This window comes from Pseudoalteromonas sp. DY56-GL79, assembly GCF_041414765.1.
GTDB classification, from domain to species: domain Bacteria; phylum Pseudomonadota; class Gammaproteobacteria; order Enterobacterales; family Alteromonadaceae; genus Pseudoalteromonas; species Pseudoalteromonas piscicida.
On record NZ_JANHZS010000004.1, the window covers coordinates 88379 to 103565 of the forward strand.

Consider the following 15187-nt stretch of genomic DNA (forward strand, 5'->3'; position numbering starts at 1 on the left):
CCTCATGTCACTTAGCAGTGTTAGGGATGCGGACCTGACGGTTGTTTTTCTGTGTCGACCTGAGCAAACACCGCTTGGATCTTTTCAGGGATCTTGCGTTGTACTTCTTGCGCAGCTTCTTCAATCGCGGCTAAAAATGCCTTCGTTGTGGCATTTCCGTGACTTTTCACAACAATACCGCGCAATCCTACCAGACTTGCGCCGTTATACTGGTCGGGGTTCACCCTTCTATACAATTTTTTTATAACGGGTCGAAGTAAAAAGGCCAACGCTTTATAAAAAAAGTGCTTTTTTAACGCTTTGCTAAACTTATGCATGATGAGTTTGGCAATCCCTTCACAGGTTTTCAAGGCGACGTTGCCGACAAATCCCTCACATACAATTACATCGGCTTTGCCAGAGAACATATCGCTCCCCTCACAATAGCCTTGATAATTAATAACAGATGAGGATTTCATTAATTTTGCAGCTTGCTTGATACCATCATGGCCTTTGATTTCTTCAGAGCCAATGTTTAACAAACACACTTTAGGTGAAGGAATATTTAAAGCCTCTCCAGCTACGATTGAGCCCATAATACCAAACTGATAGAGGGTTTCAGGATCACAATGCACATTCGCACCAAGATCAAGCAAATAAACGGGCTGCTTTTTCTCTGTTGGAACGGCTGAAATTAATGCGGGACGCTTGATGCCAGGCAACATTTTTAACACATAGTGGGCCATAAAAAAGAGCGCACCTGTATTTCCTGAACTAACACAAGCCTGCGCTTCGCCAGATTTCACCAAATCAAGCGCAATACGCATTGAGGACTGCTTTTTATTTCTAAGTGCAGAGGCAGGTTCACAACCGTTAGTGACGACTTCTTTACAGTGTTTAATTTTGAGTCTTGGATGATCCAGCATATTAGCTTTAGTCAAAGCACTTTCAATAACTTGCTGATTACCACAGAGGATTAAATTTAGATTTGGGTGCTTAAGCACAGCAGCGATAGCTGCGGGGATAGATGAACGGGGGCCGTAATCGCCCCCCATCATATCTAACGCAATGGTTAGATCGGTCAGCATAAAGTAATCTCTTACTTAGAAATTACTTTAACGCCTTTGTAGTAACCGTCAGCAGTCACGTGGTGACGACGATGAGTCTCGCCAGAAACCTGATCTACAGTTAGAGCTGGTCCACTGATCGCATCGTGTGAACGACGCATACCACGACGTGCGCGTGACTTCTTGCTTTTTTGTACCGCCATTAGCCTTCTCCTAAGAATCTTTCTTAAGTTGTTTCAAAATTTCAAATGGATTTGGTTTGCTATCTTCTGCTTCAATTTCACCAAAGCTCTTTGGCTTATCAGAATAAGAGCATAGTGCTTCATCATGCGTCGGGACTATCGGAATTGCGAGTAATAGTTCATCTTCGACGATCTGTCTTAGATTAACCTCACCCTCTTCATCCAGTTCCAACACATCATAACGCTCGGGAAGATCATCCGACTCTGCACCTAATCCGACTGGCGAATACGCAAAGTCTTGTTCCAAATCCAACCCTAATTCATCATTACAACGCTGACATACAACAGTTAGATGGGCTCGGACTTTGCCTTGCACAACAACCAAACCTTGTTCGTCGATGTTGAAATGAATGTCTACCGCTATTTCACTATTTTGATCACGCACAACTTGCTGCAATCGAGAAAGTTCTTCAAGCATTACAACACCGTCATAAGATGCTCGACGTTGCGCTGCTCTGCATGGATCAATAGTGATGGGAATTTTCACCTTTTGCATAGGGGCTGCATCATATAGATAGTTACTGTGTTAGTCAAAGTAAAAATACACTTTCCCTTTGTTTTTCGCGTTATTGCGCATTATCCTGTTGGCAATGTTGTCACAAATATAAAAATCTCATGAAAACGCCCCTTATTCTAGCCTCAAGTTCGCCATTTAGGCAGTCAATTTTGAAAAAATTAATGCTTCCTTTTGCATCTTTTTCACCGGATGTAGACGAGCAAGCACTCGAAGGTGAATCAGCACAGCAACTTGTTGCACGATTGAGCGAATCAAAAGCCAAAGCAGCAATAGCAAAATATCAACAAGGTGTGGTGATTGGTTCAGACCAAGTTGCGCTATTCAACGGTGAGATCCTAGGAAAGCCACATAATAAAGAAAACGCGATTAAGCAACTAAGCCTATTTAGCAATAATCGCGTGACTTTTTTGACTGGTTTAACCGTTTTCGACATTGAAAGCGGCAAAACGGTCACTGAAGTGGTACCTTTTCACGTTTACTTTCGCCAACTTACCCAAACACAGATCAGTAACTATTGTGATGCGGAAACACCTTACGACTGTGCTGGAAGCTTTAAAAGCGAAGGATTAGGGATCTGTCTGTTTGATAAGCTTGAAGGAGAAGACCCCAATACCCTGATTGGCCTTCCCCTTATTCAACTCACTAAAGCACTGCTCACGTTTGGTATTGATGTGCTCGCCGAGCAATCAGGCCAACAATAGGTTAGACAAGTCATGATAGTTATCGCAAATATGGGCAGCCGACGTTTGCGATAGCTGCTCTCTTGTTGCAACACCCATAGTGACGCCGATCGCGTCAATGCCTGCATTTTTCGCTAAATTCATATCAATAATCGTATCGCCTATCATGACAGCCTCTGTAGCTTCCACATTTAGTTCAGCCAAAATCTGAAGCAACATATCGGGATGCGGTTTAGACTCCGCTTCACATGCCGTCCGTGTCGTAACGAAAATATCACTCAACCCGCTTTCTGCCATCAGGCGGTCAAGTCCTATTCGGCTTTTTCCTGTTGCAACCGCAACTTTGATACCACTGCCATGTAATTGCTTTAAAAGCGTTTCAGCACCTTCAAATAGAGGCGCTGGGGTTTTGTCTTGATGCTTATAGATATATTTATAAGCCGCAATTAAAGACGCTAATTTGTCTTCATGATTTGGAAAAAGTGTCAGTATCGCTTTATCGAGAGACAGGCCGATAATACTTTTCGCAGCTTCGTTACTGACGGGTACAATTCCACAAGATTCAGCAGCCAAATGAATGGTATTTACGATTTTTGGCACTGAGTCCATAACGGTGCCATCCCAATCAAAAATTACACACTTGTAGCGCATGTTACTTCCTTAATTTAACTAAGCATGCTTCCAAAGCCCCATCCAATGGCGCCTCTACATGGTGTGTCGTTTCTGTTTTCGGGTGCATAAATCTGAGTTCTTTAGCATGCAAAAACAGCCTATTTAATCCCACTTCACGCATTTTGGCATCAAACACCTGATCGCCATACTTATCATCACACGCAATCGGATGTCCTTTACATTGAGTATGCACTCGGATCTGGTGCGTTCTACCTGTTACTGGTGACGCCTGCACTAAAGTTGCGGACTCAAAACGCTCGACGACTCTAAAACGAGTATGAGAAGGCTTGCCTTGCTCATGATCCACTCGCACCACTCGCTCACCTGACTTTAAGGTATTTTTACGTAGCGGTTCGGTGACATTTTTATGTTTGGCATCCCATTGCCCTGAAACCAGCGCAAGGTAATTTTTCTCCATGGTCTTTTCTCTTAGCTGCTCATGAAGTCCTTTAAGCACAGCGCGGCGCTTTGAAATCAACAAACAACCCGATGTATCGCGGTCCAAACGGTGAACCAACTCCAAGCTTTGCTCTTGTGGGCGTAATGCTCTTAATGCTTCAATTAAGCCATAGCTTAAGCCGCTGCCACCATGCACCGCCATACCGGCTGGCTTATTTATAACTATCAGATACTTATCTTCATAAAGAATGGCATCTTCTAGGTTTGCGACTTTATCTAGATTTTTAGGCACAAACTCTGTTTTCTCCGCAACACGCACAGGTGGGATACGGATTTCATCATTGATTTGTAGTTTATATACAGGCTTCACCCGCTTTTTGTTTACGCGCACTTCCCCTTTACGAAGAATTTTATATACGGCGCTTTTTGGCACCCCTTTCAAATGCGTAACTAAAAAGTTATCGATCCTTTGACCTTCTTGGTCTTCAGTCACGGTAACGAAGCTAACTTGTAATGCGGGTTTCTCTGACATTGCCTAATCACTGATTTGAGTAATAATTTAGTTGCTATCTCGACATTATTAGTGGGATAATCAGGCCGCAAATTTTTGCGAGGTGCTTTTTATCGCAAAAACAATGTCGTGATGCACATCTTGGATGGCAGATCATACAGATTAGAGCTAATATTTCCAAAGCTTTTATCATGCATCTAAGATAAACACGTGCGAACAGTCAGTGCGAAGCGCGTAATATTTCGTTTAATGACTGGACACGATGAACAAACCAAAAAGCAAGAAATTAAAATTTGTCTGATACGTTTACCACAGTTGCAGTAATACCCGTGCATAGCAGGCCGCAACTCGTGAATAATCACAAAGCAATCAAGTCAAAAGATGGTGATAGCCAAGCTTGGCAAACCAAGCTCAACTTACCCCGTGCATGACTACTTTGTGAAACGAATAAACGTGCAAAAAGCGAACGATGGATCAGTGATTTTACCCTGATTTAAAGCGGAAACTGTGAATATGTTCCCTTTCCCCCAGTCGTGAGACTGCATCATTTAATAGGAACATCCAAGGCGTAGCACGCTGTCGCTGGCAAGACGTATCAGGCGCTGTAAATAATTAAGTAGAGAATTACAATATGAAACGTATGCTGATCAATGCAACGCAGCAAGAAGAGATGCGCGTGGCACTGGTTGACGGCCAGCGTCTATACGATCTAGATATAGAAAGCCCTGGTCACGAACAGAAAAAAGCCAATATCTATAAGGGTAAAATTACCCGTATCGAACCATCCCTAGAAGCCGCATTTGTTGATTATGGCGCCGAGCGTCACGGATTCCTTCCTTTAAAAGAAATCGCTAAAACGTATTTCCCTGATGGTTATACATTCAATGGTCGCCCTAACATCAAAGACGTGATCAAAGAAGGTCAAGAAGTCATCGTTCAGGTTGATAAAGAAGAACGTGGTCAAAAAGGCGCGGCACTCACAACGTTTATCAGCGTCGCAGGTAGTTACTTGGTATTAATGCCTAATAACCCAAGAGCTGGCGGTATTTCTCGTCGTATCGAAGGTGACGAGCGCATTGAGCTAAAAGAAGCATTGAGTCGCTTAAACGTACCTAAAGGTATGGGTCTTATCGTTCGCACCGCGGGCGTAGGTAAATCTTTCGAAGAACTAGAGTACGACCTTAAGGCGCTACTCGTTCATTGGGACGCAATCCAAAATGCGGCAAATAGCGGTAAAGCACCTTTCTTAATTCACCAAGAAAGTAACGTGATCTTCCGTGCTATTCGCGATTATTTACGTCGCGATATCGGTGAGATCCTAATTGATAAACCGCGTGTTTTTGAAGAAGCGAAGGCGCATATCGAGCGTTTCCGTCCAGATTTCATCAATCGTGTTAAGCTTTATCAAAACGATGTGCCGTTATTTACGCATTATCAAATTGAGAGTCAAATTGAGTCAGCTTTCCAGCGTGAAGTGCGTTTGCCTTCAGGTGGTTCTATCGTTATTGATCCAACAGAAGCTCTCACTTCTATCGATATCAACTCGTCAAAAGCGACGAAAGGTGGCGATATCGAAGAGACCGCGCTGAACACTAACCTAGAAGCCGCTGACGAGATTGCACGCCAGTTACGTTTACGTGACTTAGGTGGACTAATCGTTATCGACTTTATCGATATGACTCCGCCTCGCCATCAACGTGAAGTAGAGAACCGCTTGAAAGAAGCCGTTCGTACTGACCGTGCTCGCGTGCAAATCGGTAAGATTTCTCGTTTCGGCTTATTAGAAATGTCGCGTCAACGTTTGCGTCCGTCGTTAGGTGAAGCGAGCCAGCATACGTGTCCACGCTGTGACGGCCAAGGCACCATTCGCTCAAACGAATCCATTGCTTTGTCTATCTTGCGTCTAATCGAAGAAGAAGCTATCAAAGATAATACCGCTCAGGTCAACGCCCAAGTGCCTGTTGCTGTTGGTGCTTATCTATTAAATGAAAAGCGTCGTTCTGTGCAACGCATCGAAAAGCGCCATGAGTGCCACGTTGTTATCATTCCTAACCAACATCTAGAAACACCTCACTATGAAGTGGTTAGATTGCGTAAAGATGAAACAACAGAAGCAGCAAGCTATGAGCAGATCATCGCGCCTGAGCCTGAAGTCGTTGAAATTGCTCGAGCTCAAGCGATTGTGAAAGAGGAGCCTGTGTTAAAAGGTGTCGTTATGCCTGATGCACCAGCGCCTGCGCCAGCCCCTACTCCAACTCAAGCTGCAAAACCACAAGCACGTAAGCCACAAGCACAACCAGCTCAAAACGGCACCAGCCTGTTTGCAAAGATTGGTCAATGGTTCAAGAGCCTATTTGCTAGTGACAGCGATAACAAAGAAGAAAACAAATCTTCTGAAGAAAAATCATCGCGCGATAACAACCGTGATAATCGCCGTCGCAATAATAACAATCGTCGTCGCAACAATAACCGCCGTCGTAACGATCAACAAAAAGAAACAACGGTTGAATCGAAAGACGAAAACAACGGTAACGAGCAACGTGGTGATAACCGCAAACGCCGTCGTCCAAATAACAGAAAACGCCAAGATCAGGACAAAGCAAACCGTCCGGCTAAGGAATCTGTAAACGATAACGTTGAAGCGGTCGAGGCTAACGACGCGCCCGTTAAAGAAGCGACAGTAAAACCACGCAGACAAAGACGTAATCTTCGCAAGAAGGTACGTGTGGAAGAAACCAACGCACAGGATACTAACACCTCAGAGCAAGCTAGCACTGAAGAAGTGAAAGTAGAAGCAAAGCCGCTTGAACAACCAGCGAAAACGGCAGCTGAGCCTAAAGCTGAACAAAAGCCAAGGCAAAGAAAAGCGAAACCTGTCGCGGATAAGTCAGAGCAAGAGTCTGCAACGAACGAACAAGTAGCTGCACCTTCTGAACAAGCTGACGTACACGCTCAAGCAAAGCAGCAAGAAACTGCTAACACTGAGCGCCACGAACAAAACGATGTTACCGAGGTGGTATCAGCTGAACTTTCAGAATCGCAAATTGATGACGAAAATAAAGAAGGCCGCACTCGCTCTAGACGCTCTCCGCGTCATCTGAGAGCGGCAGGTCAACGTCGCCGTCGTCAGGATACGCCTGAAAAAGGTCAAGCTGCTGCATTTGTACCCGTAGCAGATCAAGCCGCTGCAGAATACGAAGCTGAGCTAAAAGCGAAATCTTCTTTTGACACTGACGTTCAAGAGGGTGTACAGCAAGAAGCAAGTACAGTTGAGACTCAGTCGTCACCTGAAACGGTAACTGAAGACAATGCACCAGCGGCAGAAGCGACAGTTTCTGAGACGCACACTGATGCAGAGCAAGATGTCGAAGCTAAACCAGCCGAAGCACCAATTGACGAAAATGCAGCGCAAGAAGTGGAGCCTGTAAAAGAAGTAGAGGCAACCACTGCTGAAGCGCCATTGCAACAAGCTGCACAGCCTGAAACATCCGCAAGCGCTGACGAAGTAGTCGCAGAAGAGCTAGAAGCTATGCCGCCAGAAGAAGCAAAAGTAGTTAAAGCTGAGCCAATCGCTGACACGCTAGAGACTGAACAAGTGGAAACGGCGAAACCTGAAGATGAAGCTGAGACTGAAACTGCAGTTGTAGAAGAAACTCAGGCTTCTGATACTGAGGCAACGGCAGAAGTTCAGGAGCCAGTAGTCGAGACACAGGCAACAGAAGCGGTTGTGGAAACAACAGCGGCTGAAGCAGTTACTGAATCTTCAACTGAAGATACACCAGCCGTTAACGCTATTGAAGCACCTACTCAACAGGTAGTAAACGGCAATTCAGTACAAAGCCGTGTACGCTTCAACCAAACCGCTGCAGCGCCAATGACAAAGGCACAAAGTGTGATTGAGGATTCAGTGGTAGAAACACCATCTGCGATGCCACATGAACTACGTCAGGCTGTGGCGAATAGCGGCTTGGGTGTTGGCTCTAAGTCACCAACAGGCAGAGCAAGCGCCGACATGGCCTCTCCTGCTCAGGTTGACTAAGCAGTAATTGAAAAGCCAGTCTTTTTAGACTGGCTTTTTTGTGTCCGAATTTTACTGAGCAGACAAATGGTAATACCAGTCCTTCGTAGCACTCCGTGCTATTTATCAGTAGAATGCCGTCAATTCTTTGATCGTTAAAGTCAAAAGTATGATCACACTTAAGAGATTTAAAAACGCCTCTTTAAAAGGTGACCTATTCGGTGGTGTAACCACTGCGATTATTTCTTTACCACTCGCACTCGCTTTTGGTGTTGCCTCTGGTGCTGGCGCAGAAGCTGGGATGTGGGGCGCAATTTTGGTTGGCTTATTTGCCGCACTGTTCGGTGGTTCAACCTCCCTCATTTCTGAACCAACCGGCCCAATGACTGTTATCATGACAGCAGTACTCACCGCCATGATGAGCAAGTATCCCGAAAATGGTCTTGCGATGGGCTTTACTGTTGTCATGATGGCAGGTGCTTTTCAGGTTTTACTCGGTACGCTCAAGTTAGGTAAATACGTTACCTTGATGCCTTACAGCGTCATCTCTGGATTCATGTCTGGTATTGGTGTTATCCTCATTATTTTGCAGCTTGCTCCTTTACTTGGACACCAAGCGCCTGCAGGTGGTGTTGTTGGCACTTTGTCTAACTTGCCCAGCCTGCTGATGGACTTACACTTTTCTGAGTTGTTCCTCGGGGTGATCACACTTGCAATCTTATTCAAAATGCCAAGTAAGTGGCGCCAGTACGTCCCCGCTCAACTGGTAGCACTCGTCGCCGTTACACTGCTTTCAATTATTATCTTTGATACCGATAGTATTCGCCGCATCGGTGAAATTCCAAGTGGCCTGCCAAGTATTATGTTTCCAGTATTATCACCAGAGCTATTAGTTGAAATGCTTATCGATGCACTGGTATTGGGCACTTTGGGCTGTATAGATACGTTGCTAACAGCAGTAATAGCCGACAGTTTAACGCGAACCGAGCATGATTCTGATAAAGAGCTCAGAGGTCAAGGTATTGCTAATATGATAGCTGGCCTTTTTGGTGCATTGCCAGGTGCTGGCGCAACGATGGGAACAGTAGTCAATATCCAAGTGGGTGCTCGCTCGCCGATTGCTGGGATATTCAGGGCACTCATTTTAATGGCCGTAGTCTTTATCGCGGGCAGTTTGACCGAGCCAATCCCAATGGCGGTGCTTGCTGGTATTGCAGTGTATGTTGGTTTTAATATTCTGGATTGGAGTTTTATCCAGCGTGCTCATAAGCTTAGTGTCAGTCAAATGGCGATTATGTATGGCGTAATGCTACTTACCGTTTTTGTTGACCTGATTGTTGCCGTGGGCCTTGGCGTATTTATCTCTAATGTGATGATCATAGAGAGATTAAGCCGAGTGCAAGCTAATCACGTTAAAGCAATTAGCGACAGTGATAGCGATGAAGATGTGCCTCTTACGAAAAAAGAAAGCGAGCTGTTAGATAAAGCCAACGGTAAACTATTATTCTTTTATCTTTCAGGGCCAATGATTTTTAGCGTCTCAAAAGCAATCGCAAGACAACACCGCAAGATTAGTGAATACAAAGCCATGGTATTAGACTTAAGCGACGTAGCTATGATTGACGTCACCGTGGGCTTAGCCATTGAAAATGCGATTACAGATGCGCTTGATGCGAACTGTAGCGTGTTTATCTATTCACCGAATCTGGAGACCACCGATAAACTTAAGCGCTTAAACATTCATGACCGTCTAGGCGACCGTGCGTTTTGTGATAGCCGCGAGATAGCGCTCAGCCAAGCCATTGATACTATGGCTAAAACTTATTAAAGTGCGCACTTAGGTGATCTAGTAACAATCGTAAACTGGTCGCGACAAATTGTCTGGGTGGATACAGCGCCCAGACGCCCTCCTCTTCAGGTCTAAAATTGGTGAGTACCTCTGTTAACTCTCCACTCTCTAGCGCCTCTTGCACGTAATAATGCGGTAACTGTACCAAACCTAAGCCTTGCTTTGCTGCTTCCAAAAGCCCCCATCCACTGTTGCAACGAAGTGGCCCTGCCACTTTAATTTGTCGCGCTTTACCGTGCTCAACAAAGCGCCATTCGCTACTATTGCCAATCAAACATTTATGATTGCTAAGCTCAGCGAGCGTATGCGGTTGGCCAAATTGATTTAAATAGATATTTGCACCACACACCATGGTTTTGCGTGTGGTTAGCCGTTTAGCGCGCAGTGATGAATCCTGTAACTTACCGAGTCGAATTGCCAAGTCAAAGCCTTTATCGAGTAAGTCGACTTGGTTGTTCGTCAAATGCATTTCAACCTCAACTTTGGGATACAAACGCATAAAGTCAACTACGGCAGGCATGACATAAGATTCGCCGTACATTACTGGTGCGGTAAGCTTAAGTTTGCCTGTTGGCTGTCTATCACGTTGACGGATTGCAGCAGTGGCGTCATCTAATCCATGCTGTAAATGCTTTGCGTGAGATAAAAACACTTCACCTTCCTGAGTCAGCGCTAATTTTCGGGTGGTGCGCGTCAAAAGTTGTATGTTGAGCCGCTCCTCTAACATTTTCACTCGGCGACTAATTTGCGCAACCGAAGTATTTAACTGAGTTGCAGCCCCACTAAATGAGCCATTACTTGCGACCGCAACAAACTCATCAATGCCAATCCATCTATCCATTATTACATATACGTAAAAGTCTTTATGATTTTTATAGATTATCAAAAATCATAATGTAGTTATACTGCTACCAACTTTTAAGAAAGGAACAAACCATGTCTGAATTTATTAAATCTAAAGCAGCAATCGCTTGGGGCCCAGGTCAACCGCTTAGTATTGAAGAAGTTGATGTTATGCCACCGAAAAAAGGCGAAGTCTTAGTTAAAATCACCGCAACAGGCGTATGCCATACCGACGCTTTCACTTTGTCTGGCGACGATCCTGAGGGCGTATTCCCAGCCATTTTAGGTCATGAAGGCGCAGGTATTGTTGAAGCAGTTGGTGAAGGCGTTACTAGCGTTGCCGTTGGCGACCACGTGATCCCATTGTACACACCGGAGTGTGGCGAATGTAAGTTCTGTAAGTCTGGTAAAACGAACCTTTGTCAGCAGATCCGTGAAACCCAAGGTAAAGGCTTGATGCCTGATGGCACAACCCGCTTTTATAAAGACGGCCAACCAATTTATCACTACATGGGCACGTCAACGTTCTCTGAGTACACTGTACTGCCAGAAATCTCTTTGGCTAAAGTAAACAAAGCAGCGCCGCTTGAGGAAATCTGCTTGCTTGGCTGTGGTGTTACCACGGGAATGGGCGCAGTAATGAATACCGCTAAAGTGCAAAAAGGCGATACCGTTGCCATTTTCGGCCTAGGTGGGATCGGCTTGTCTGCTATCATTGGCGCGACAATGGCTGGCGCGAGTCGGATCATCGGTATCGACATCAATGAAGATAAGTTTGAGCTGGCGACAAAGCTTGGCGCAACCGATCTTATCAACCCGAAAAACTTCGACAAACCTATCCAAGAAGTGATCGTTGAAATGACCGATGGCGGTGTGGATTTCTCATTCGAATGTATCGGTAACGTAGATGTCATGAGAAGTGCCCTTGAGTGCTGTCACAAAGGCTGGGGTGAGTCGGTGATCATCGGTGTTGCAGGCGCAGGACAAGAGATTTCAACACGCCCATTCCAATTGGTTACTGGTCGCGTGTGGCGCGGTAGTGCTTTTGGTGGCGTAAAAGGTCGCTCAGAGCTTCCTGAGATTGTTGAACGCTATATGGCTGGTGAATTCAAGCTCAATGACTTTATCACTCATACCATGAAGCTCGAAGATATTAATGAAGCCTTTGATTTAATGCACGAAGGCAAGAGTATCCGCTCGGTGATCCATTACTAGTACCCGCTCAAGGACGCACAGGTTGCGTCCTATTTCACTTAATTAAGGAGCACTTGATGGAACTGATTTCCAGCAACAAAGTATCCGGCGGTTGGCATAAGCGCTACACACATACCAGCCAGTCGACACAGTGTGAAATGACCTTCGCCATTTTTTTACCTGAAATCGTCAATGAGGGACAACAAGTCCCGGTTTTATATTGGCTCTCAGGGTTAACCTGCAGCGATGAAAACTTCATGCAAAAAGCAGGCGCGTTTAAAAAAGCCAACGAGCTTGGCATCGCGATTGTCGCACCAGATACAAGCCCGCGCGGAGAAGGCGTTGCAGACGACGAAAATGGTGCTTATGACTTTGGTCTAGGTGCGGGGTTTTACGTCAATGCGACACAGGCGCCGTATAGTCAACATTATCAAATGTATGACTACGTGACAGAAGAGCTGCCTCAGTTAATCGAAACGCACTTCCCTGTTAGCCCACAAAAAGCTATTAGTGGCCACTCCATGGGTGGGCATGGTGCGTTAATTATTGGGCTTAGAAACCCTGACGCCTATACGAGTATCTCTGCGTTTAGCCCAATCGTTAACCCAAGTAACTGTCCCTGGGGTCAAAAAGCGCTAACAGGATATTTAGGGGACGACAAACAGTGTTGGCAACAATATGACGCGACCGAACTATTGTCGCACTATGTTAGTCCAACAAAACGTCCGATACTCATTGAGCAAGGTTCAAGTGACCAGTTTTTAGACGAGCAGCTAAAGCCTTGGTTATTCGAACAAGCTGCAGAAAAAGCAGGCTACCCTATCACGCTAAACATGCATGAAGGTTACGATCATAGCTATTTCTTTATCTCGAGTTTTATTGAACATCATCTTGAGTTTCATGCTAACTATATGAGGTGAGCCTGACTGCCGTTTGCGCATTTCAAGCACTAAGCTAAAAATAAAAAAGGCGTACTCCCTGTACGCCTTGCTTGCTTAACATTAGGGCCTGTTGATCTTTCAAGTTTGTTTTTGCAGCAGTTTGATTGGTATTTGTACAAGGCAGAGCCTGCGTAGCATAGTTATTCTATGTAAGTTAGGCGATAACACAGTAGAAATGCCAATCAAGCGCTGCCCTTTGGGTTCCCCTGAGTGCGCTTTGTTCATTGTTGCTCAACTTTTGCCTAGATTACTAGGCGACAAGTCGAGCGTCGCGATCAAAACACACTCAGGAGAACAAAAATCAAACAGCAAAGGTCAACAGGCCCTATTCTTTGTATCAAATCATCAGATTAAATCGCCGTATGGATTCGTTGGACAAAGCTGTATGCTTTGCTCGAACCCAGGAATGGCTAACTCTTGCTGACTTAAATTCAATTCAGACTCATCAATCATGCCATTGCCAAAACGATAAATCAGCTCGTATTGGCCATAATCGGCCGCTTGCTGATATGCAATTTGTCTTTGTGTTGTAATCGCAAGTTGTTGCTCGTAACTTGCAAACTCAGCTTGGCTATAACGCTTGCTTAGTAGCTGCTTCGTAAGATTTGGAGAAAGTACTGTTGCTGTTGCATTGTTACCACCAAAGCCCTTTGAATTTATAAAGGCGATATCCATTGGCTCGCACTCATAGTGCTCGGTACGAATATCTAAATGCTCGGCGTGAACATCCTCTGCTACTGCATTGATTGTAGTGATCCCAGGCATAATATTGTATTCAAACACCCCAAGTGCCATCGCTAGCTGATCGCCAGATGCCGGCGCGATGGTATGACCAACATAGGCTTTTGGCGCCGCCACTTTCCAACCATTAATCGCAAAGGTTTCTGCAATTTTGTGGTAGATGAGCGACTCTGTAACCCGGTTTTGTGGTGTGCTTGAGCCATGTGCCAAAATAAAGCTGCGTTTTACTAATGCCTCTGTGCCTGCGATTTGCTGAGCCAGCGCAACCGATTTTGCCATGGTAATGTAGTTACCAGGTCCAGGGGCCGTAATCGACTTTTTCACGCCGTCTGCGTTAACATATACATCAGCCACAGAGCCCATGATCTGCGCGCCAAGCTCCAGTGCTAAGGCGTCATCCATCAAAATCGCGACTTGTGCCCCTTCACCAATTGTAAAGCCACAGTTTTCACCAAAGGGACGACTTGTTTTGCGATAATCTACACACTCAGTACCATCAAGTTTACGCAAGCCTTCTTCATTTGCGAGTGCGCCCATATTACCGAAGCCTTCGATGATCTCTGGTGTAATAGCACACTCGACACTGGCTACAATCGCCACTCGAGTACGGCCAGCCTGAATATCATTCACTGCAGCGCGAAGGTTATATAGAAACGTTGCACAGGCACCTGATGTCGTAAACGTTGTGCCAACGCTGCCAGTAACATAAGCATTGATAAAGTCAGTGGACATGGTATTGAGTCCTAGCGCCAACTGCTTAGTGCTTACTCGGTCGCCACGTAAACGACTACGTACTAATCCACCTAAGCCCTCATCATTCATTTGCCCCGCCACAGAGGCGGAGTAAGTGCCGATTTGGTCCGGTCGTACGCTGTTCATTATCTTATCCCACTCAAGACCCGTTGAGCGGATAGCGTCGGTTGCAGCAAAAATCGTCGCCTGAAGGCCGCGTGGTTGGTAACGGCTGTTATACATGAGCGACGGCTCAAAGCCCGTTGGTAATTGGCCTGCGGCTTTAATTGGATTGTCTCTATAGCTATCGTGCTTAACTTCAATCTGGTCCGCAATGGTTACCTCAACCGTTTTTGGATCAAGCTCAATCACTTGCCAAGCTGCAGGGACTGGCTCTGGTAAGTCACGCTTACGACAACTGAATACTATCTTGCTGTCATCATTTGCTTTCATTGCGAGCTTTTGCTGCCAAGGGGTCGCATCTACATCAAAATGGTTTTTTTCGATTTTACGGATCAACGTACCCGCTAAGATCTGCTCACCAAAACGCGACTCAATCTCCACCTCTGGAATGACTTGGTCGTTTTGGTCAATTAGCTGGCCATCTTCATAACGCACTAAGTTCATTAAACTCGCAAGGCCCAAATAGGTCTCTTGTCGGTCTTTAGCATTTAGCTTATCAAGTACAATACGTTTGTAGCCTTGATGGAAAGAGGTGCGCCCCGCGGCGTTAATACCCCCCATTCCTACAATAATTGGCAATGCTGTCATGTCGTTCCTACTTCTGAACTAAGATAATGAC

General features: G+C 45.4%; 12 protein-coding genes. 5 read left to right on the top strand and 7 right to left on the bottom strand.

The window, feature by feature from the left end; all coding sequences use genetic code 11:
- Nucleotides 1-20: 20 nt before the first annotated feature.
- From plsX to yceD, 3 genes are read right to left on the bottom strand one after another with little or no spacing between them, the layout of a single operon-like run.
- A complete protein-coding gene (gene plsX, locus NO992_RS04095) occupies nt 21-1067 on the bottom strand; it encodes a phosphate acyltransferase PlsX (RefSeq protein WP_010374011.1) in 1047 nt (348 codons plus the stop codon).
- Nucleotides 1068-1078: 11 nt separating this feature from the next.
- A complete protein-coding gene (gene rpmF / locus NO992_RS04100) occupies nt 1079-1249 on the bottom strand; it encodes a 50S ribosomal protein L32 (RefSeq protein ID WP_010374010.1) in 171 nt (56 codons plus the stop codon).
- Between the two features lie 10 nt (nt 1250-1259).
- Nucleotides 1260-1784, bottom strand: a complete 525-nt coding sequence (gene yceD, locus NO992_RS04105) for a 23S rRNA accumulation protein YceD (protein WP_010374009.1) — start codon at nt 1782-1784, stop codon at nt 1260-1262.
- A 119-nt stretch (nt 1785-1903) separates the two neighbouring features.
- On the opposite strand from yceD, the gene NO992_RS04110 reads away from it, so the two are divergent.
- Nucleotides 1904-2506, top strand: coding sequence for a nucleoside triphosphate pyrophosphatase (locus NO992_RS04110; RefSeq protein WP_305776283.1), 603 nt, complete (start codon nt 1904-1906; stop codon nt 2504-2506).
- On the opposite strand, the gene NO992_RS04115 is transcribed toward NO992_RS04110, so the two are convergent.
- Both NO992_RS04115 and rluC read right to left on the bottom strand, forming a co-directional pair.
- Complete coding sequence (locus NO992_RS04115; protein WP_371374579.1) at nt 2492-3136, bottom strand: HAD family hydrolase; 645 nt, start codon at nt 3134-3136, stop codon at nt 2492-2494. The genes NO992_RS04110 and NO992_RS04115 overlap by 15 nt on opposite strands.
- A 1-nt stretch (nt 3137) precedes the next feature.
- The gene (gene rluC / locus NO992_RS04120) at nt 3138-4088 is read right to left on the bottom strand and encodes a 23S rRNA pseudouridine(955/2504/2580) synthase RluC (protein ID WP_010374006.1); all 951 of its coding nucleotides are present in this window, start codon (nt 4086-4088) and stop codon (nt 3138-3140) included.
- A 610-nt stretch (nt 4089-4698) separates the two neighbouring features.
- Here rluC and rne point away from each other — a divergent pair.
- Both rne and NO992_RS04130 read left to right on the top strand, forming a co-directional pair.
- Nucleotides 4699-8106 (top strand): ribonuclease E, encoded by a 3408-nt coding sequence (rne, locus tag NO992_RS04125; RefSeq protein WP_371374583.1) that lies wholly within the window; start codon nt 4699-4701, stop codon nt 8104-8106.
- Between the two features lie 148 nt (nt 8107-8254).
- A complete protein-coding gene (locus NO992_RS04130; protein ID WP_371374586.1) occupies nt 8255-9913 on the top strand; it encodes a SulP family inorganic anion transporter in 1659 nt (552 codons plus the stop codon).
- Here NO992_RS04130 and NO992_RS04135 read toward each other — a convergent pair.
- Nucleotides 9900-10775 carry a LysR substrate-binding domain-containing protein gene (locus tag NO992_RS04135; protein ID WP_010374004.1) on the bottom strand — a complete coding sequence of 292 codons (876 nt, stop codon included), beginning with the start codon at nt 10773-10775 and terminating at the stop codon, nt 9900-9902. The genes NO992_RS04130 and NO992_RS04135 overlap by 14 nt on opposite strands.
- Nucleotides 10776-10870: 95 nt before the next feature.
- On the opposite strand from NO992_RS04135, the gene NO992_RS04140 reads away from it, so the two are divergent.
- Nucleotides 10871-11992 (top strand): S-(hydroxymethyl)glutathione dehydrogenase/class III alcohol dehydrogenase, encoded by a 1122-nt coding sequence (locus NO992_RS04140; RefSeq protein WP_010374003.1) that lies wholly within the window; start codon nt 10871-10873, stop codon nt 11990-11992.
- 56 nt (nt 11993-12048) lie between these two features.
- Nucleotides 12049-12891 carry an S-formylglutathione hydrolase gene (fghA, locus tag NO992_RS04145; RefSeq protein ID WP_371374590.1) on the top strand — a complete coding sequence of 281 codons (843 nt, stop codon included), beginning with the start codon at nt 12049-12051 and terminating at the stop codon, nt 12889-12891.
- A 366-nt stretch (nt 12892-13257) separates the two neighbouring features.
- On the opposite strand, the gene NO992_RS04150 is transcribed toward fghA, so the two are convergent.
- Nucleotides 13258-15156: a beta-ketoacyl synthase gene (locus tag NO992_RS04150; protein WP_371374593.1), complete on the bottom strand. Its 1899-nt coding sequence runs from the start codon at nt 15154-15156 to the stop codon at nt 13258-13260.
- Nucleotides 15157-15187: the final 31 nt, after the last annotated feature.